We start from the raw sequence: 20,437 nt of genomic DNA on the forward strand, positions 1-20,437 counted from the left end.
CTGAAGCGGAAACGCGTTCAGTTACATCCGGAAAGACTGATCAGCTCTTAGCGGAATGCGTGGTCAGATGAGCCGGAATTTGCATCCATAACTTCTTTCCTCCCACAAATTCCGATTTCTCTATTTCTTTAACATATATTCTACTATGTTATTCTTATATTCTCAACTAGATTGTGGGAATGCGTAGCACGGAACCCTAAAGGACTAGCTACGCGTCGCAATCTGCAAACATCATTATATTATGCCGTTAATCTATTTTTGGCCGTCATTTTGACGTTATAGTGATGTTATATTTTCAAGGAGGTTAAATCTATGCCGACTGGCACAGTAAAATTCACATTAAGAACCGAGTTGGAACTTTTAAAAAAGTTTCATATGTCGCTGAATATAACGCCCGTTCCGCTAATCGTGAACTGGAAGTGTTAATGAAAAAGCGCATTGCAGAATTTGACCGGAATATTTTTATCCCGGTTTTTAACAGAAAAAAATCCCCTGCACGGCATCAACCACACAGAGGACTTCTATTTTCTCCTATAATCAGAAAATTACTCTTCTACAAACTGGTCTTTTCCAACAGAGCACAATGGACACTCAAAATCTTCCGGTACATCCTCCCATTTGGTTCCCGGAGCAATCCCTCCGTCAGGATATCCGGCTTCTTCGTCATATACCCATCCGCAAACTTCACATACATATTTCATAATCAAATTCTCCTTTCATGCTTACTGTACTGGAGTCATTATAATTCAATACACTCCAAAAAACAAGTTTTTATTTACTTTACAATTCCTACCATGTCGGCAACTGTCTCAAAACCATATTTTTTCATATAGGCTTCAATCCCGTCTACGATTTTCGCAGTCACGGCCGGGTCATGAAAATTCGCCGTTCCTACGGACACAGCGCTTGCTCCTGCAAGGAGCATTTCTATCGCGTCTTCTGAACTTGCAATTCCTCCCATACCAATAACCGGAACTTTCACGGCATTCGCCGCCTGATATACCATGCGGACCGCAATCGGATGAATCGCCGGGCCGGACACACCTCCGGTTTTATTTGCCAGGGAAAATGTCCTTCTGTTAATATCAATCTTCATTCCCGTCAATGTGTTAATTAAGGATACCGCATCGGCTCCTCCTGCTTCCACAGCTCTTGCCATCTCCGCAATATCTGTTACATTGGGACTCAGTTTCATAATAACAGGCTGCTTCGCGTATTTCTTCACTGCCTTTGTGATATCTTCCGCTGCTTTCGGATTCTGCCCAAAGGCAATGCCGCCTTCCTTTACATTCGGACAGGAAATATTAATCTCCAGCATGTCCACGTCTTCATCTGCAAGCCGTTCTACCACTTCACAGTAGTCTTCCGTAGATCTGCCGCACACATTTACGATAATTTTGGTATCATACTGTCTCAGGAACGGAATATCCCGCTTACAAAACAGGTCAATTCCAGGATTCTGAAGTCCGATGGCGTTCATCATGCCGCCATAAGTCTCCGCAACCCTCGGGGTCGGATTTCCCTCCCACGGGACATTGGCAACCCCTTTTGTCGTCACTGCTCCCAGCTTGTTAAGATCAACAAACTCCGCAAATTCTTCCCCGGAACCAAAGGTTCCCGATGCCACCGTTACCGGATTCTTCCATTCTACTCCCGCGATGTTTACTTTCATATTCATTAGATTTCCACCTCCGTAGACAAGAATACCGGACCATCCTTACAGATTCTCTTATTCTTTACATTGCTGTGATGATCTTTTTCCTTTGACTGACACACACATCCCAGACAGGCACCGATTCCGCATGCCATCCGCTCTTCCAGTGAAATATAACACTCGATCCCTTTTTCTTCGGCGTACGTTTTAATCGCCCGAAGCATAGGTGTCGGGCCACAGGCATAGATGATATCCGCCTCCAGTCCGTTTTCCCGGATGGCATCCATAACATTACCCTTCGTTCCCACGCTTCCGTCTTCTGTGGAAATATAAAGCTCTCCATTCTGTTCAAATTCTTCTCTCAAAAATGTATGCGCATCCCGATACCCTGCTACAATCTGTTTTTTTCTGCATTGCACCTGCTTTGCCAGCTCCAGAATAGGCGGAATGCCAATGCCGCCGCCCATGAGAAAGACATTTTTGCCTTCCGCTTTCTCTAACGGGAATCCATTTCCCAATGGTCCGATAATCGAAAGCGTATCCCCGGACTGCATTCTGGAAAACTGCTCTGTGCCGGTATTCTCACCTGTCACACGGTATACCACACGAAGCCGCCCCTTCACACTGTCAATTTCACAGATGCTGATAGGTCTCGGAAGCAGCTTGCTCCCGTCATTTGTGTACATAGAGATAAACTGCCCCGGTTTCGCCGTATGAGAGGCTTCGGTCTTAAGCCACATACTGAAAATCCCGTCTGCCAGCATCACCTGAGAGATGATTTCAGCCTGTTCCTTCCTTCTATCCATTTCTACTCCTTCCGGCTACCATTCAGCGCGCCTTCAATGTCTGCCACCATATCTTCCACGGCCGCCCTGGACGCATCTCCAAAGGCTTCTTCGCCATATTTTGCATATTTTTCCTGCTTATATGCAGCAATAATTCCACGGGAAGAATTGACAATTGCACCAAGTCCATCCTCATTGAAGAAATGTACCAGGTCTTTTCCTTTGCCGCCCTGTGCGCCGTAGCCCGGCACTAGGATATAGGTCTTCGGCATAATCTTGCGAAGAGCTTTTCCCATCTCCGGGTAAGTCGCCCCCACCACGGCTCCAATATAACTATATTCGTCGCCCATACAGTCCGCACCCCATGCTGCAACCTTCTCGCCTACCAGCTCATAGAGCGGCCTGCCATCTATCAGCTGATCCTGAAATTCTCCACTGGAAGGATTCGAAGTTTTTACCAAGATAAATAATCCCTTTTTCTCCTCCTTGCAGACATCAATAAACGGATTCACTCCATCAGAACCAAGATAAGGATTCACCGTCGCAAAGTCCTCGTCAAACGGTACATAGGACTTACTTCCCACTTGTACTCTTCCCAGATGCCCCGCCGCATAGGCTGCAGAAGTAGAGCCAATATCGCCCCTCTTAATATCTCCGATGACTACCAGCCCTTTCTCTTTGCAATAATCTACCGTCTTCTTAAATGCCGTAAGCCCCGGAATTCCAAATTGCTCATACATAGCGATCTGCGGCTTTACTGCCGGAATCAAATCATAAGTCTTATCTACAATTTCCTTATTAAACTGCCAAATTGCCTCCGCAGCTCCTTCTAAGGTCTCCCCGTATTCTGCAAATGCCTTCTCCTGCACATGCTTCGGAATGTAATTCAGCATCGGGTCGAGCCCTACCACGATAGGCGCTCCCGTCTTCTTAATATTTTCTACCAGTTTATTAATCAATGACTTTTCCTCCTTCGTACACGATTTTACCACCCACAATGGTACAATTTACATCGCCTTTTACCTTTCGTCCGTCAAACGGAGTATTCTTCCCCTTTGAAACAAAAGTCTCTTTCCTGATGATATATTCCTTTGACGGATCAAAAATCACAACATCTGCAATCATCCCCTCGGACACAGAGCCTTTCTCTGCAAGTCCCAGAATCCTTGCCGGATTATAGCTCATCTTCTCTGCCATCTGCATAGGCGTCAGAATCCCCGGCTCCACAAGCTCTGTATAAGTCAGCGCTGCGGACGTCTCCAATCCCACAATTCCAAACGGCGCCATCTTCATGGTCCGGTTCTTCTCTGCGGAGCCGTGCGGCGCATGATCCGTAGAGATTACATCCATGATATCATTCTTAAGCCCTTCCCGCAGAGCCTCCACATCCTCTCTGCTACGCAAAGGAGGATTCATCTTAAAATTGCCGTCATCTTCCTTGATATCTTCATCGGTCAGAATGAAATGATGCGGGCATACTTCTCCGGTCACAGGAAGCCCTTCTTCCTTAGCAAGTGCAATCATCTTCACACTATCCTTCGTAGAGCAATGGCAGAGATGAAGCTGCACTCCCGTCTCCTTCGCAAGCAGAATATCCCGCGCTGCAATCACATCTTCCACTGCATTGGAAATTCCCTTCATCCCCAGCTTCTTAGCCTGAGCGCCTGCGTTCATAACGCCGCCCTCCACCATAGTAATATCTTCACAATGGGCAAATACCGCAATTCCCGCTTCTTTCGCAATCTGCATCGCTCTGCGGTACAGGGAGGCGTTCATCACTGACTTTCCATCCTCGCTGATTGCATGGCAGCCCTCCGCAGCCATCCCCCGGATATCGGCAAGTTCCTTTCCTTCCTGGCCGATAGTAACAGCGCCGATCTGAATCACATTTGTCAAAGATTCTACTCTCGCCCTCCGGTGTATCATCGCCACTTTCACACTGTTGTCCGTTACCGGTTTCGTATTCGGCATGGCACAAACGGTCGTCACACCGCCTTTAACCGCCGCCCGTCCTCCGGTTGTCAGCGTCTCTTTATATTCCAGTCCCGGATCTCGAAAATGCACATGCAGATCAATAAATCCCGGCATAACGTAACAGCCGGAAGCATCAATCACTTTATCTGCCGGAACCGTAATATTTTCTTCCGTCTTCGTAATTCTGTCTCCGTCAATCAACACATCACAGATTCCGTTCCTTCTTGTCTTCGGATCCAGGACATGTCCGTTTTTAATCAGAATCGTCATAGAATTAAGTCCTTTCTGTTAATTAGCGTTTTTGCTATTGCAGCCCGCGGCTGCATGCCTTGAACACCTGATTTTATTTTAACATATACCAATACTTGTTGACAAGAAAAGAGATTGCGCCACAGCACAATCCCCTTCAAAATCAGCAGGCTCCCTACTGACAAACCACCTCTATCGCTTTATCAAGCTGGTTGTCTGCCTCCGGGTTCGCCTCGTCATATTCATATTCCACTTCCACATCGGGGGTAATCCCTTCCCCGTTAATATTCCGGCCATTCGGAGTAAAATATTCCGCAATCGTAAGTTTCAGGCTCGTTCCGTCTTTCAGGTCAAAAATCTGCTGAACTACGCCCTTGCCATAAGACTGCGTGCCGACAATCTGTCCGGTTCCATAATCCTGCACGGCTCCGGCGAAAATCTCTGATGCGCTGGCACTGTATCCATTCATCATAACAACCAGCGGTTTCGTAAACTGATTCTCTTCGTCCGAAGTAAATTCATTTTTCTCACCATTCTTATCTTCCGTATAAACAATCGTTCCTTCCGGAAGCATCAGATCCAGAATATCACACACCGTAACCAGATTACCTCCCGGATTACTTCTCAAATCCACAATCAACGACTGCATGCCGTTCGCTTCCAGATCTTCCAATGCAGTTTTATACTGCTCATAGGTCACAGAATCAAATTCGGAAATCCGGATATACCCCACTCCATTCTCCTTCATCTCGTGGGACACCGTCTGCGCCTCAATCGTCCTTCTCACAGCCGTCACCGTCACCTCTTCCGCATTGTCTCCACGCAGCACGGTAAGCTCAACCTCTGTACCTTCTTCACCTTTTATCTTCCGTACAACCTCCGTAAGATCCAGCCCGGACAGTTCTTCGCCGTCAACCTTATATAAAATGTCTCCATCCTTTATGCCCGCTTCCTGAGCCGGAGAATCCTCATATACCTGTAAAACCGTAATGATCTCTGTGTCTTTGTCCTGACTGACAACAAATCCCACTCCCTGGTATTCTCCGGAAGTTGTCTCATTCATCTCCCTCGTCTCTTCCTCGTCATAATAGACGGAATAAGGATCTTCCAGACCATCTATATATCCTTTATAAATACCTTCCGTCAATTTCTCTTCATCAATGTCTTCAATAAAATACTCATCGATGAGCGCTTTCAGATATTGAAGCTTCGTCTCTGCCTCGGCCGTATTATCCGCACTCTGTCCGGCGCTTTGCGCTTCCTGTCTTTTATCTGCTATAATCCCGCAGGAGACAAGCCCCACTATTAACAATGCAGTAAGGGCGCCGCAAAGCGCCCCCTTTAAAAATCCACTTTTCTGCTTCATTATGATTTCCATCCCATATTCTACAAATAATTACGGGGATCTACCGGCACCCCATTCACATGTACTTCAAAATGCAGATGCGGACCTGTGGATGCCCCTGTCGAACCAACTGCAGCAATATTCTCTCCTTGGCTCACAGACTGTCCCTGCGCCACATAAATTGCACTGCAGTGCTGATACAGCGTAGCAAGCCCATCCCCGTGATTAATCACCAGATAATTGCCGCGGGCGCTGTTATATCCGACAGTTGTCACCGTTCCGGATGCCGCCGCGTAAATCGGTGATCCGGATGCCGCTGCATAGTCTCTTCCTTTGTGGTTCGTGCTTCCGATTCCTCCCGGTGATGAACGTCCGCCAAATTCACTGCTTATGTATGCCGATGGGCACGGGTTACTCAAAACCCCGCTGCCCGCTGAAGGCGTATAAGACTCTCCTTTTCCTGTTGAAACACCGGATGCGGAAGATGAACTGCCGCTGCCATTGCTACTACTGCCGCTGTTCTTCGCCGCCTCGGCCGCCGCTGCTGCCGCTGCCGCAGCCGCTGCTGCTTCCTGCTGCTTTCTCGCCGCCTCAGCCGCTGCCTGTTCCAGCTCCTGTAAAATCCGGGCATTCTCCCCAATCTGTGCTTCCAGGCTGCTGATCTCAATATTCTTATCCTGAAGCATAGCAGAAACGCTGTTCTGTTTCTCAATCAGCTGGTTCTGCAGATCTTCAAGCTCCACTCTTTCCTGCTCCAGAACTGCCTGCTGCTGCCTGATGCTCTCCACAATCTCCTGGAACCGTGTCAGCATATCTCTGTCATACTCAGAAATCTGTGTAATGTACTCTGCATTATTAAGAAAATCTCCGATACTCTTCGATTCAAATAGAATCTCAATAAACTGTGTATTTCCATTCTCATACATATATTTGATGCGCTTTTTCATGCTTTCATACTGGTTATTCGCATCAATCTGAGCATACATCAGCTCATCCTCTTTTTCCACAATCTCGTCCTGTTTCGTCTCAATATCCGACTGTGTCTGCTGCATTTCCGAAAGAACGGTATTCAATTGTTCAGAAAGCTGGTTGGCATCTTCCTGCGCCTGACTCTTTTGCGATTCCAGCTCATTTGCCTTCTGCTGTCTCTCTTCAATACTGTCTGCCCTGACCGGCATAACTGTTCCAAGTGCCAGTGTTCCCGCCAGAAGCACACTTAATAATCTTCTCCCACGCATCTTAATATTTCTCCCTTATTAAACCTGTCTGCAATTCTTAACTACACTCTTAAATGTTTTCTGATCGTTACAAGACTTCCAAGAAAGCCTATGCCAACTCCCAGTGCCAGCCCTACCGGAAGCAAAGTGCGGTAAACTTGTGTAACCGGCAGAAATTCTACAATATTGCTCAACAGGCTGAATCTCGTCATTACATATGTAACCGCCTTGCCATACAGAAAATACAGCAAAATCAATGGAATTACTGCTCCGATCAGGCCAATTACAATTCCTTCAATCACAAACGGCGCCCGGACAAAACCATCTGTCGCGCCAATGTATTTCATAATTGCTATCTCTTCGTGTCTTACCGTCACGCCCATCGTAACCGTATTGCTGATAAGGAACACAGACACAACAAGCAGAATGATAATAATTGCAACCGACACATAACCAATCAGCCGATTCACGCTGGTAAGCGTCTTTGCAACCACATCGGACTTATTCACCTTTCGTACGCCTTCCAGACCCTCGGCAAATGCAACAACATCCTTCTGCTTCTCCACGTCATCCATATAGACTTCATAATTGTCAGATGTCTGCAGCGGATTATCATCCTTAAATCCTTCTGCCAGCTCTTTTGCCTCGCCAAAATAGTCATCCTGGAAAGATTCCCATGCATCATCAGCAGATACATAATTCACTTCCCGCACGCCATCATACGCCTTCAGCTCTTCTCCTATATTATCAATCTCACTCTGCGTCGCATTTTCATCAAAAAACACAGTAATTGCGACGCCTTCTTCCGCCTTTTTCACAATATAGTTAAAGTTTGTCACAATTGCGAAAAACAGCCCAAACAGGAAAATACATGCCGCCATCGTAGCAATAGACGCAAAGGAAAACATCTTATTCCTTCCAATGTTCTTAAATCCCTGTCTTGTTGAATATCCAATTGTTCTAATTTTCATGATTATACCCACCTTTTTGCTCGTCGCTGACAATGACCCCCTTATTCATTGTAACAACTCGTTTTTGCATCGCGTTGACAATTTCCTGATTATGTGTAACAACCAGAACGGTCGTTCCACGCTCATTCGCTTCCTCCAATAACTTCATAATCTCCCATGAATTTGTCGGATCCAGGTTACCTGTCGGCTCATCGGCTAAAAGGATCGCCGGTTCATTCACAATCGCCCTTGCAATCGCCACACGCTGCTGCTCACCGCCGGACAGCTCCTGTGGAAAGGACTTATATTTCTGCGCCAGGCCCACAAGGGACAGCGCTGCCGGAACCTTCTGCTTAATCACACGTACCGGCTGTTCCACAACACGCTGGGCAAATGCTATGTTGTCATATATGTTTCTATCTTTTAAAAGTCTGAAATCCTGATATACAACACCAAGACATCTCCGATACTTTGGAATCTTCCTATGCCGTAATCTTCCCAGGTTCTGACCATTTACCACAATCGTTCCGGAAGTAGGCTCCAGCTCCTTCATGAGCAGACGGATCAGCGTCGATTTTCCGGAACCACTGTCTCCTACAATAAAAACGAATTCGCCCTGATCGATCTTCAAATTGACCCCGTTCAGGGCGGCAACCCCTTTTGAGTATTCTTTGGTAACTTCTGTTAATTCAATCATATTCTCCTCCTGATTATTAATACTCCAGTGTCTCCATATACTTCATGTACTTCACTACCATTAAAGCAATCTTAAAAGTAATGGCATCCTCAAAAACACGCAAGTCAAGCCCCGTGCTCTTCTGCAGCTTATCCAGCCGGTAAACCAGCGTATTCCTGTGGATATAAAGCTGCCTGGAAGTCTCCGATACGTTGAGACTGTTTTCAAAGAATTTGTTGATAGTAGCCAGAGTCTCCTCATCAAATTCATCCGGAGATTTCCCCTCAAAAATCTCCTTTATAAACATCTTGCAGAGCGGAAGCGGAAGCTGGTAAATCAGTCTCCCTATTCCCAATGTATTGTAAGCTGCAATATTCTTATCATCAAAGAATATCTTTCCCACATCCAATGCCAGCTTAGCCTCTTTATATGACTTGGATACTTCTTTGATATCATTGACAATAGTCCCGTACGCAATCCTTACATTCTCTTCTCCGTCTGCCTGAATCATCGCCAGCAATTCTTCTGCATCCTTCTGAAGCTCCGGATATCCTTCATTCGCTCCAAGCTCTTTGACGATAATAATATCTTCTTCATCAACTGCCGTAATAAAGTCCTTTACCCTGTTTCCCAGCAGAGCACGCATATTGTCCAGCATATTACTATCCTTCTCCCGCGCACTCTCTACTATAAAGATAACACGTCTCACTTCCGTGTCAATATGTAATTTCTTGGCACGGTTATAGATATCTACCAACAACAGGTTATCCAACAAAAGATTCTTAAAAAAATTATCCTTATCAAATCTCTCCTTATATGCGATCAAAAGGCTCTGTATCTGGAATGCCGCCATCCTGCCTACCATATATACGTCGTCGCTTTCTCCATTGGCAAGCAAGATATACTCCAGCTGATGTTCATCAAATATCTTAAAGAACTGATATCCCTGCACCGCCTGGCTATCTGCCGGTGACTTCACAAAAGCAGCCACTGCTTCCTCATAATTGTTCTGCTCAGGAAAAGTGCTTGCAAACAGCTTACCATCCGTATCTACCACACACATATCAATACGCGTAATCGCCTTCAAACCATCAATTGTATTTTGAAGTATCTGATTAGATATCATATTCCATCTCCTCCACTTATTTCAATATGCATTTTTCACAATATATTATACACATTTTTACATACCAATACACTCTGTTATTAGTTATCTTAATATAAATAGACAAAAAAATAAAGAGGAAATCTCTTTTTTTCGTTGATTTCCTCAATCTTTCTTTGAAAAACAGGGTTTTTCCACCTTATACATTGTGTACAAAAGCATTTTAATCAAAGAAGGGATTTTTTATCAGCTCCTATCATTCTTTCCGGTTTTTCTGAATCTCCCTCTTAAAAAAACGATGAGTCATGAATCTGACAAACCGCATCTTACGACTTCCATCCTGCCGGGTCATCTTCAGCATCTTCCCTACGCCAAGCCACACTCTTGCGTTCAGAAGATGCTTATTATTTTCTGCAAATTCTTCCCGGATGGGTGCTGAAAGAGCTGCAATCACACAATCCACCTCGTCACCGTTCACCGCATTCACCACCAGTTCGTCTCCTTTATCTTCCGCAGAAACCTTCGCCATTCCCGTAATCTGTATTCCGGCATAGGATTCATTCAGGAATTTGTAAAACGCCTGCGCCTCTTCATCCGTCTCCACCAGCAAAAATACACGGCAGTGGTTTTTATGAAGGTATCGGAAAAACATTCTAAGATAGGTCTGTTCCTCCACCTCCTGCAGCCGACGCCGATCCGTAATACCGGCTCCTTCCAGTATCTCCTTCTCCCCCGGAAGAACCATGTCCAGTTGTGACATACTCTCCCGCAGCTCCGGCTCTTCTTTGGCATACATCAGCGTGTCCACCGTTACCATCTCTATGATATTCAAGGGCTCTGTGTGCATATAATCCACAGTCTCCTTCATTGCTTTCTTTGCCGTATAGCCATTAATCGCAACATCTAATACGCTAATTTTTTCATTCATCGTATATCACCTGCTATATAATATATAAATATTAGCTGTTCGATTATAGCAAACCATATTTTCTTTTTCAACCTTTGACATAGAATCGTCACAGTAATTAATATTCGTAATAATTTTGTTATTTTTTCTCCTGCTCTCGCTTTTTCCGGGCAATCAGACCTCCAATCCGCCCGGTTTCCTTCGCCGACAGACTTCTCCATCCCTCTGAAAGTACTTTGTCCAAAAGCCCCAGTTCTTCTGCAATCTCGTATTTTAATTTTTCCTCCTGGGTGATTTCATCTAAATTAATCGGTTTATTCTTCGCCATTCTCGCACCCCTTTCCTTCCATAACCCGGAAGGGTTATCACAAACAGAAAATTTATTTATCGTTCACTATAAGTATGTACATTTTCAAAGGGGTTATACAAAAAAAGATTGCGCCTCGCGTAATCCGCCACGCTGCGCAATCTTTCTTATATTTCTTTCGCTGTATTTACAATTCGTCCGGTATGATTACAGCCGCAACAAAATATGCCAGAATTCCTGTCCCTGTAAATCCAAACAATACCATTGCCAACCGGATCAAAGTCGGGTCAATATTAAAATATTCTGCCACACCTCCGCATACACCACATATCATACGCTGTCTTCTTGAACGATACAATCTTTTCGGTTCCATAATCCTTCCTCCTTTTTCTTTCTATTCCATCTTAGGAATCTCCAAATGCTATCTTCACTTCTCCGATACCACAGTCAATATTCACCTCCCGGTGTGCATGATGATTCATATCCTTTTCTTCTGAGATCCCGGAATAAGAAGAATCACCCACTGTTATCTCTCCAATCCCACACTGCAGCTCATAATTGTACAGGCTTTCCACACCATCAAGTGTCACATCTACATTGCCGATTCCACAATCCACATCCAATTCTCTCTCAATTGTGCCGCTCGCAGTAATACTTCCCGCTCCGCAATCCAAATCCGCTTCCGACGCACTGAACTGTTCAATCGTACCTTCTCCGGCTCCAATATCGACAGACAGTTGCCTCGCCTGAAGCATATCAGCATATAATTCTCCCGCTTCCAGCGAAATATCTATTTCTTCCATCATATATTTGGGAAGATATAAAGTAATCTGTCCATAAGAACCGTTATTGATTCTCCATATCACGCTGTTTCTCGTCTCGATCTTTAATTCATCGCCCTCCTGATAATAGCGGAGCTTCAGTCTGGAATCCACTGCGGAAGTCTCCAGCCTCACTTCAGAATTGCTGTCAGATTCGGCAATTTCTACGTATATTCCCGATACCTCCATGTCTATTTTCTGAATCCCCGAAAAGACTTCCGCTGCATCTGCATCTACTGTACCGGAGCCAGACTCTGCGTATCCTCCTCTGCCCACGATACCGATACCATAAGGAAATCTTGCATTTATTGCTTCAAAAGTAGCGCCCATGCCAATTCCCACGCAGCATAAGGCCAGCCCTACGCCTGCCGTAACACCGCAGGCAATCCAGAAATTCTTCCATCCCTTTTTCATTATGCCACCGCCTTTCTGTGCTGGAACGGCTTACGGCAAAGCCACACAAGCCCTCTGAATATCCCAGGCACTGCAACGCTACAAAGCTTCACGGAAAATACGGTCAGAATCATGCCCAGCACCGCAAGCACCATTCCGCTCCCCATCAAAGTCAGACCAACGGCAACCTCGGAAATAAGCACTGTGATTCCTGCCACGAACAACGCAGCTCCTGTTATCACCAAACATATAGCGGCAATCACAAAGCATACGAACGGCATGACAATCCCAATTGCAGCTCCGAAGACACAACATACTATCACTGCCGCCACTGGAAGCACGAACGGACACAGTACAATAGCAATCAGAATGATAAGGATCCACTTCAGCAGTTTACTGGTACGCGGCGGTGTCTGTTCCGGGCTTTGGCTGCCAAAATCCTCTGCCTGCGTATTTCCTCTTCCATAAGTATACGCCGGAGACTCTTTCCGTTCAAAACGGGGATCCGTATATCCGGTCTCACGGAACTCTCCCGATGCACCACTCTGCCCTTTCAGTCCTTCTTTCAATTCAGCAGCTATCCTGACAGGGCTTCCCAATTCTTCTATAATCTTCTGTTCATTCTCTTCGCCTGCGTCATCAAAATAATCATTGTAATACTGCATCGCGGATGTGCGCTCTTCCACTGATATATCCTGCAGCAAGGAAGCCAGTTCTGTCATAAATTCTATACGGTTCATTCAGTGGCACCTCCCTCAAACAATTCATTAATCTTACCGGAATATCTCTTCCACTCAGTCATGTATAAATTAAGCTGAGTCATTCCTTTGTCCGTCACCTTATAATAACGGCGGTTTCTGCCGTCAAATTGTCTGTCATAGACCTCCAGGCATTCATCCTTCTGCAGTCTTCTGAGAACCGGATAAAGTGTTGACTCCGATACTTCTATCGCTTTCCTTACATCCTGAGTGATCTTATATCCGTAAGTCCCTTCACTTTCCCTTGACACAACCGCAAGGACAATCGCATCAAGCAAAGCGGCTCCGGTGTTAAATACCATAACATCACTCCTTCACCACAATATTATACGCACCGTGTAATATTATTTTCATATTTATATTATATGACGTATAATATTATTTGTCAATACAATATTATTTCTTTTTGAAGTTCAAAGGAGTAAATCATTTTTTCCTTTACATGTTTTCCGGTAATCTGCGAGAGCGCCCTGGCATAATAATCCAACTGCATATGGTATTTTTCCACAAGCTGCTCTTCCTTTGTTACTTTATCTGTTTTATAATCCAACACGACGAGTCCATCCTCTTCTTCAAAAAAAGCATCTATGATTCCCTGCACGACTATCATCTCTTCTCCCTCTGCATCAGGATAGACATCTCCCATATCAACCCCCAGCACAAAGGGCTGCTCCTTCCACAGAAGATTTTTTCCGGCAGCACGCTGCATTCTTCTGCCACACGGACATTCCAGGAATCCCAGGATGTCCGCTGTTCGGACACATTCTGCCATTTCCCCGGAAATTCTTCCTTTTTCTGCCATGTCGGCAACTGCCTCTTTCAATTCTCCACTGCTGTACTCTCTGGTAAAATCAAGAAGTTCCATCACCCTGTGATAGGCGCTTCCTCTTGATGCTCCCGTCAGCTCATGACTCTCCTGCATAAACTGCGGAATCAGAGGAACCACTTCCGGCTCTCTGTACAAAAGTTCCCCCGGCTCTTCAGCCAGATAAGCACGTTTTTTAAGCTCTGACACGGTGAATTTCATCTTTCTTCCTTCAACCTGCTCATAAGGATATTGATAACCGAACTGTTCTGCAAGCTCCTGATGCATTTTCTCATCATAGACAGATTCTGTATTCCATTCCTCCAACATTTTCCGGGTTAATACCCCTGTCAATTCCTCTTCTATCTCTCCTGCCGCCAGTTCTTCATCACCGATAATCCGGAGTATTATAGGCTGTTTTTCCGTCTTCCTGGCCAGCGCAGGCAGCAGCCAATCCCAGTATGTTGTAACATGGGACAGTCTTCCAAAAGAAAGTTCCTTTTCCTTCTGTCTGCGCACCATGTCATACTCTTCCAGCTTCTGCGCTGCTCCTTTTAACATCCCGGTGATAATTAGCTTTTCCTTCGCCCTCGTAAATGCCACATACAGTACACGAAGTTCCTCCCCCAGACTCTCCAGCACTTCTTCTCTCTGGATTACTCTTTTTAATAAGGAAGGAATCTTTGTCCTTCTTTCCAAATCAACCGCCTCAAGCCCCGCACCAAGAGATGCGTGTATCAGGACATTCCTCCGTGCGTCCTGCTGGTTGAACCGTTTTCCCATTCCCGCCACAATGACAATCGGGAACTCCAATCCCTTGCTTTTATGAATACTCATAATCCTGACCGTATCAGACTGCTCATCCTCCAGACTCGCCTCGCCATAATCCACCTGATATTTCTGAAGCTGTTCTATATACCTGATAAAATGAAAAAGCCCTTTATAACTGGTACTCTCAAACGCTCTTGCCTTTTCCACCAACATATCTACGTTCGCTTTCCTCTGTTCACCTCCCGGCAGTGCCGCCACATAATCTCCATACCCGGTATCGTTCAAAATCTGGAGCAGCAAATCATGGAGCGCAGTATAAGGAATCTTTTCGCAAAACCAGTCCATTTGTTCAAAGCATACTCGAAGCTTCTCTTTTATAGTCTCATTCTCCCCTTCTGAAAGATACTGTGTCACTCCGCGCCAGAAAGGCTCTTGCGGATACGCGCTTCTAATCACTGCCAGTTCTTCGCAGGTTACTCCTCCAAAGAAGGAAGAGAGGACTGCCGTCAGAGGAATATCCTGCTGCCGGTTATTTAACACGCGCAGATAATCCAGCAGCACGCCTATCTCCCGCGTCTCAAAATACCCTTCTGTGGAACCTGCATACACCGGAATTCCTTCTTCCGTAAGTACCGACGCAAATACATCGCCCCACCCTTTCATACTTCTAGTCAGTATCACAATATCCGAATACTTCACAGGACGCAGCACGCCTGTTTTTTTATCAGTTACCTGCTTCGTGCACATCAAGTCTTTCACACGTCTTGCCACAGCCCTCGCTTCTGCATGTTCCATCTCCGCATCCACAAGAAGTACTTCCGTCTCATTTTCCGCAGATGTTTCATAATCGGCTCCCACATACAGAGCCGCTTTCTCATCGTAGGTAATTCCCCCCAAAGGCTTTGTCATCAACTGCTCAAACAGAAAATTTACACTATCCAGCACTTCACTCCGGCTTCGGAAATTCTTGTGCAGATCGATTCTCTGCTTTTTACCGTCTTCCCTGTCATAAGTGTCGAATTTCTCCATAAAAAGTTCCGGCCTCGAAAGGCGGAACCGATAGATGCTCTGTTTCACATCGCCTACCATGAAAATGTTATAGCGCCCACGGGAAATTCCTGACACACTGGTAAGAATCGCTTCCTGAATCAGATTACTGTCCTGGTACTCATCAATCATAATTTCCCGGAATTGCTCCTGATATTCCGCTGCAGCTTTGGACGGCACAAGATTCCCTTCCTCGTCCTTCTCAGTAAGTATTCTAAGCGCGTACTGCTCCATATCGTCAAAATCTATCATATTCTGCGATTTTTTCTTTTCTTCAAATGCCTCTGAAAATTCGTCCACAAGCAAAGCAAGAATTTCCATCATTGGACGGCAAAGCCGCAAATCTTCCAATACATTTTCCACATCCTGCGTAAAATACTGTTCTTTCACATCCTTTACAATATCCTTTAGCTCTTCACGGATCCTTTTCACAAAGGAAGCTTTCTCCTCGGATGCCGTCTTACTGCGGTTCGCCGCCAGCCTCATCCATTCTGTCTTTTCCGCCGCCAGATAATAGTCTGTATACCCTTCTGCTTCAAGATATCTTTGGATTATCTGCTTATCATTCATCAATGCTTCTTCATACATATATGGTCCGTCCGCCTCGCGGCAGACCGCAAGTCCCTGCTCAGCCAAACGCATCGCGTCCTCCATATAGCGCCTTACATTCCGCCTGATTACTTGAAACATCTCACTTGCATTCAATTCCTGCTCCGTCTCCGGCTGATAATTGTCCACACATTTTTGCAGCCATCTTCTGTAATCCGGATGACTGCGGGAAAATTCATACAGGTTCAAAATCAGCTCTTCCAGCTTTTTATCGTCCCTTCCCCCGGCATAAGAATCTACAAAATCAAGAAATTCTTTCCCGCCTTCGCTGTAATGCGACTCCAGGACCTCCCCCAGAACATCATGTTTTAACAATTTAAGCTCTCCCTCTTCTCCGACACGGAAGGCAGGGTCAAGTTCAATGGTATGGAAATGCTCTTTTATCACAGACAGGCAAAAGCTGTGAATCGTCGTAATCCGAGCGCTGTGAATCAATGTTGCCTGCAGTAACAGATGTTCATCCCCCGGACATTCTGCAAGCTTTTTCTCTATCGCATCCCGGATACGCTCCTTCATCTCTGCCGCCGCTGCTTCTGTAAAAGTCACAATCAAAAGCTCATCCACCGACACCGGATCATCGCTTCGTGTCAGCATGGTGATAATACGTTCCACCAGCACGGCCGTCTTGCCGGATCCCGCCGCCGCAGACACCAGAATATTTCTTTCCCGCAGGTCTATAACTTTCTGCTGTTCCTCCGTCCATCTGACACTCACTCCTGATCCTCTCCTTTCTGTGCTTTCATCTTCGCAAGCGCTTCCTCTTTGCCGAGCTTTTCTATATCCCGATAATTATATCCCGGAATCGTCTCATCAAATCCGCAGACATGCTTATACGGGCAATAATCACACCCGGTTTTTTTTCCTTGCCGCCAGGGTTTCACATCAACCTCCCCGGTTAATATCCTTTCATGCAGTCCCGCTACTTTTCGTCCCGCATATTCTGTCATCGTACGGAATTCTTCCCCTGACACTGTCTTAGAAGCCTTCGCAAGGCTCTTATTTTTATTAAATTTTATCGGTGCCGCCAAAGATTCACCCTCAAAACTATGATCCAAATGCAAAAGCGAATTTTTCTCCAGGCTGACAATCCCATCCGGACGCAATTCCCTCAGAAGCCGCTCGTCCAGCTCCTTCCTATCCCTTGTCTTATCCACAAGAGGATCCTGGATCCGGTAATAGAAAACACCAGAAGGAATAACCTCTTTCTGCGGATACTTTTTCCTCGTAAGCTCCACGGCAGCGTCCATATAGACCATCAGCTGCAACTGCAAACCATAATACAGAGCCGATATATCAAATGCCGTCATTCCGGTTTTATAATCCACGATTTTTACATAGACCTCATCCTTATCCACACAGGTATCTACCCGGTCAATCTTTCCATTGCCAAACCGCAGCTCATAGGATTCCGGCACGAAATCTCCCTGCTCCAGTTGTCTGGTAAGCGCCCACACCGTCCGATTCAGCATTTTCGTCATCCGGATAATCATATATTCATTCCTCGCCGAACTGTAGAGTACAGAATTGCCATAACCGGCAACCGCCTCCTCCACACTCTCGGCCACCAGCTGTTCCTGCTCTTTCTTTGCAAGTCCCGTCCAGCCTCTGCCGCTTGCCTGTACCTTCTTCGAATACCTCTCAATGGCACTGTGAAATATATTTCCCATGTCCAGCGCCTGAAACTCATATTCCTGTCGTTCACGCAAGCGCAGCCCATAAGTCAGAAAATGTGCAAACGCACAAGCCGAGAATTTCTCCATTCTTGTAATACTGTCCTCAAAATGCTCTCCGTACAGGGTTCTTGCGGCCCTCTGACTGATTGCATCTTTCGGCCGCCTGTAAAACGCCGCCTCTAAAAGTGCAGCCAGCTTATCCGCCCACTCCTGCCGGCTCTTATACCAGTTGTAAAGCTCCAGCCATGCACTCCCGGCCGTCTCACTTTTCATCCGTAAACCGTCAATCAAGTCCGCAGCCGCTGTCCGTTCCGTCATTTCCCGCTCTCTCAGCGTCTTCTCCTCTTCTTCTACGATTTTAAGCCCCGGATATAGACTGCACATTTCCTGCACCAAATAAGAAGGACGGATACTCTTCCCGTCGGCAGACATTTTACTATAGTAAATGTATAGCCTCTCCGATGGTTTCGTCAGATTCAGGTACAAATAGAATTTCTGAACATACGCCTGCTCCCTGCCACCCGGCGTCAGATGCAGTTTCTCCTTCTCAAACTGCTCTCTGTCACGTTCTGTCAGAAGCCCTGTACGCATGAGCGCCCCTGGAAGATAGGTATCATTGGCGCCAAGAAAAAACAGGGCCTTCACATCTTTCAATCTGGTACGCTCCATATCTCCCACAAGCACCTGATCCAATCCCGGCGGGATTACGCCCACCTTCGCCTCTGCAAGCCCGGCATCCAGAAGTTTCTCATATTCCTCCAAGGAAACCTTCTCGTCTCCCAGAAGCCCCACAAATTTGTCAAATAAATCCATCACGATCCCATACACCTGAGCATATTCTCTGGCAAGCGCCAATTCTCCCCTCTCCTGAAATTTCTCTTCTTGCAGTTTTAATACTTCCTGCATCTTTTCCCCTGCAATAAACTCATAGAGCGCTGTCGTGATATCTTCTACTGTCTTACTTCTCTGCCGCAGGACATATGCCAGCCCGTCAATTTTCTCAACAAATACCACTCTCAAATGATTCAGGCGTTCAAGTTCTTCCTCTTTCATTCCCTTTGTCCTGCGCACAAAACGCTCCTGCCATCTTTTATAGCCTTTCACTCCAATTCCCACCACATAGTTCTCCAGGGCATCGATTTCTTCATTGGTAAACGGCGCATAGCCTGTCCGAAGGAAACGGAATACACTGTCGTAGGTAAAGTTCTGCTCTATCATAGCCAACAGGCTGCGAATGTATTCTACAAAAGAATTTAACAGAATATTTCTTTTTTTATCCATAAATACCGGTATGTCATATGCGCGGAAAGCCTGCTCCAGATAATCTCCATACGCTTCCATATCCGTCACAATCACTCCTACCTCCCGGTATCTGTACTGTTTCTTCCGGATCAGACGGCGAATTTCTCCCACAGCCGCCAGCGCCTCCCGCCCAGGGTCTCTTGCTGTATGGATTTCGATTTCTTCCGGTTCTGTGCCATAATCCTCCCGGAAAGAACGGAACAAAGATTTCTCCAGAAACTCCAGCCCGGGAGCCTTCCGGAATCGAAAAAACGGCCTCTGCTTCAGACAGACCGGCTCCTTCACTTCCACATTTGCCAACTTCGCAATATCCATAAGCGTACTGACCGTATGCTTACTCATCGCAAACAACTGGTAGGGATGCTTATATGCATAAGGGTTTTCCCTTTCATCGATGGTAACTGTAATAATCACATCCCTGCATATCTTCAGTAACTTTTCCAGCAGCCTGTTCTGCACCGGCGTAAAACCGGTAAATCCATCCAGCACTACCGTGCTCTTTTTTAACAGCTCCGACTCTTCCGCTACCCGGCAGAGAACATCCAGAAGCTCTTCCTTCGTAATGTATTTATTCTGCAGATATTTTTGAAAACGCTCATATAAAAGCGCCATATCCTTCAGCTTATAATAGAGTGAAGACTCTGTTCCTACCGACTCCATCACACGCTCCAGCTCTTCGATTCCAATATCATACTGGGTAAATTCAGAAATGACCGATTTCACTTCACTGATATAGCCAAGCTTCTTTATGTTCCCTTTCAGCATACAAAGCTCCAAAGAAGAATCTCCCGCAATCTTACGCAGCACCAGATTCTTGCCCTCATCGTCCAGAATCGGAATCTGTCCTTTCCCGGTTTCTTCAAAAATACGGTGAGAAAGACGCACAAAGCTCAACACGTCAATATTCATAATTCCATGCTTTCTGCTCATGAAAACAAGGTCCTTCTGCGTCTGCATGGTAAACTGCTCCGGCACAAGGACCATATAATTCAAGTCGGGATGTTTCTCCGCCTCGTTGGTTATTTTATTGTACAGATATGTGGATTTTCCGGAGCCGGAACCTCCAAATATAAATTGCAATGCCATACA

At 45.9% G+C, this 20,437-nt stretch carries 18 protein-coding genes; all 18 read right to left on the reverse strand.

Going from position 1 to position 20,437, the window contains the following annotated elements:
- Positions 1-545: 545 nt before the first annotated feature.
- Complete coding sequence (locus OCV99_RS12535; protein WP_158370997.1) at positions 546-701, reverse strand: rubredoxin; 156 nt, start codon at positions 699-701, stop codon at positions 546-548.
- Between the two features lie 74 nt (positions 702-775).
- Complete coding sequence (locus OCV99_RS12540) at positions 776-1,678, reverse strand: dihydroorotate dehydrogenase (RefSeq protein ID WP_158370999.1); 903 nt, start codon at positions 1,676-1,678, stop codon at positions 776-778.
- Positions 1,678-2,460: a dihydroorotate dehydrogenase electron transfer subunit gene (locus OCV99_RS12545; RefSeq protein ID WP_158371000.1), complete on the reverse strand. Its 783-nt coding sequence runs from the start codon at positions 2,458-2,460 to the stop codon at positions 1,678-1,680. Before OCV99_RS12545 ends, OCV99_RS12540 begins: the two co-directional genes overlap by 1 nt.
- Before the next feature lie 2 nt (positions 2,461-2,462).
- Positions 2,463-3,398, reverse strand: a complete 936-nt coding sequence (gene pyrF, locus OCV99_RS12550; RefSeq protein ID WP_158371002.1) for an orotidine-5'-phosphate decarboxylase — start codon at positions 3,396-3,398, stop codon at positions 2,463-2,465.
- Positions 3,391-4,683, reverse strand: coding sequence for a dihydroorotase (locus OCV99_RS12555; protein WP_158371004.1), 1,293 nt, complete (start codon positions 4,681-4,683; stop codon positions 3,391-3,393). Before OCV99_RS12555 ends, pyrF begins: the two co-directional genes overlap by 8 nt.
- Before the next feature lie 154 nt (positions 4,684-4,837).
- A complete protein-coding gene (locus OCV99_RS12560) occupies positions 4,838-6,028 on the reverse strand; it encodes a S41 family peptidase (RefSeq protein ID WP_158371005.1) in 1,191 nt (396 codons plus the stop codon).
- Between the two features lie 20 nt (positions 6,029-6,048).
- Positions 6,049-7,245 (reverse strand): murein hydrolase activator EnvC family protein, encoded by a 1,197-nt coding sequence (locus tag OCV99_RS12565; RefSeq protein WP_158371007.1) that lies wholly within the window; start codon positions 7,243-7,245, stop codon positions 6,049-6,051.
- Between the two features lie 41 nt (positions 7,246-7,286).
- Complete coding sequence (gene ftsX, locus OCV99_RS12570) at positions 7,287-8,195, reverse strand: permease-like cell division protein FtsX (protein WP_158371009.1); 909 nt, start codon at positions 8,193-8,195, stop codon at positions 7,287-7,289.
- Positions 8,185-8,871, reverse strand: coding sequence for a cell division ATP-binding protein FtsE (gene ftsE / locus OCV99_RS12575; RefSeq protein WP_158371010.1), 687 nt, complete (start codon positions 8,869-8,871; stop codon positions 8,185-8,187). Before ftsE ends, ftsX begins: the two co-directional genes overlap by 11 nt.
- A 16-nt stretch (positions 8,872-8,887) precedes the next feature.
- Positions 8,888-9,976 carry a PucR family transcriptional regulator gene (locus OCV99_RS12580; RefSeq protein WP_158371012.1) on the reverse strand — a complete coding sequence of 363 codons (1,089 nt, stop codon included), beginning with the start codon at positions 9,974-9,976 and terminating at the stop codon, positions 8,888-8,890.
- Between the two features lie 235 nt (positions 9,977-10,211).
- Entirely contained in the window at positions 10,212-10,883 is a 672-nt protein-coding gene (locus OCV99_RS12585; RefSeq protein ID WP_158371013.1) for a WecB/TagA/CpsF family glycosyltransferase, read from the reverse strand.
- A 118-nt stretch (positions 10,884-11,001) separates the two neighbouring features.
- On the reverse strand, positions 11,002-11,190 hold the full coding sequence (locus OCV99_RS12590; RefSeq protein WP_158371015.1) for a small, acid-soluble spore protein, alpha/beta type: 189 nt from the start codon (positions 11,188-11,190) through the stop codon (positions 11,002-11,004).
- A gap of 166 nt (positions 11,191-11,356) precedes the next feature.
- Positions 11,357-11,542 (reverse strand): PspC domain-containing protein, encoded by a 186-nt coding sequence (locus OCV99_RS12595; protein WP_158371016.1) that lies wholly within the window; start codon positions 11,540-11,542, stop codon positions 11,357-11,359.
- A 31-nt stretch (positions 11,543-11,573) separates the two neighbouring features.
- Positions 11,574-12,404: a DUF4097 family beta strand repeat-containing protein gene (locus OCV99_RS12600; RefSeq protein ID WP_158371018.1), complete on the reverse strand. Its 831-nt coding sequence runs from the start codon at positions 12,402-12,404 to the stop codon at positions 11,574-11,576.
- Entirely contained in the window at positions 12,404-13,123 is a 720-nt protein-coding gene (locus tag OCV99_RS12605; RefSeq protein WP_158371019.1) for a DUF1700 domain-containing protein, read from the reverse strand. The genes OCV99_RS12600 and OCV99_RS12605 overlap by 1 nt, the downstream gene beginning before the upstream one ends.
- A complete protein-coding gene (locus OCV99_RS12610) occupies positions 13,120-13,443 on the reverse strand; it encodes a PadR family transcriptional regulator (RefSeq protein ID WP_158371021.1) in 324 nt (107 codons plus the stop codon). Before OCV99_RS12610 ends, OCV99_RS12605 begins: the two co-directional genes overlap by 4 nt.
- An 83-nt stretch (positions 13,444-13,526) precedes the next feature.
- Complete coding sequence (gene addA, locus OCV99_RS12615; RefSeq protein WP_158371023.1) at positions 13,527-17,087, reverse strand: helicase-exonuclease AddAB subunit AddA; 3,561 nt, start codon at positions 17,085-17,087, stop codon at positions 13,527-13,529.
- Entirely contained in the window at positions 17,084-20,434 is a 3,351-nt protein-coding gene (locus OCV99_RS12620; RefSeq protein WP_158371025.1) for a PD-(D/E)XK nuclease family protein, read from the reverse strand. The genes addA and OCV99_RS12620 overlap by 4 nt, the downstream gene beginning before the upstream one ends.
- Between the last annotated feature and the right edge of the window lie 3 nt (positions 20,435-20,437).

Origin of the sequence: Dorea acetigenes (assembly GCF_025567385.1) — a bacterium.
In the GTDB taxonomy this organism is placed as follows: Bacteria; Bacillota; Clostridia; order Lachnospirales; family Lachnospiraceae; genus Claveliimonas; species Claveliimonas acetigenes.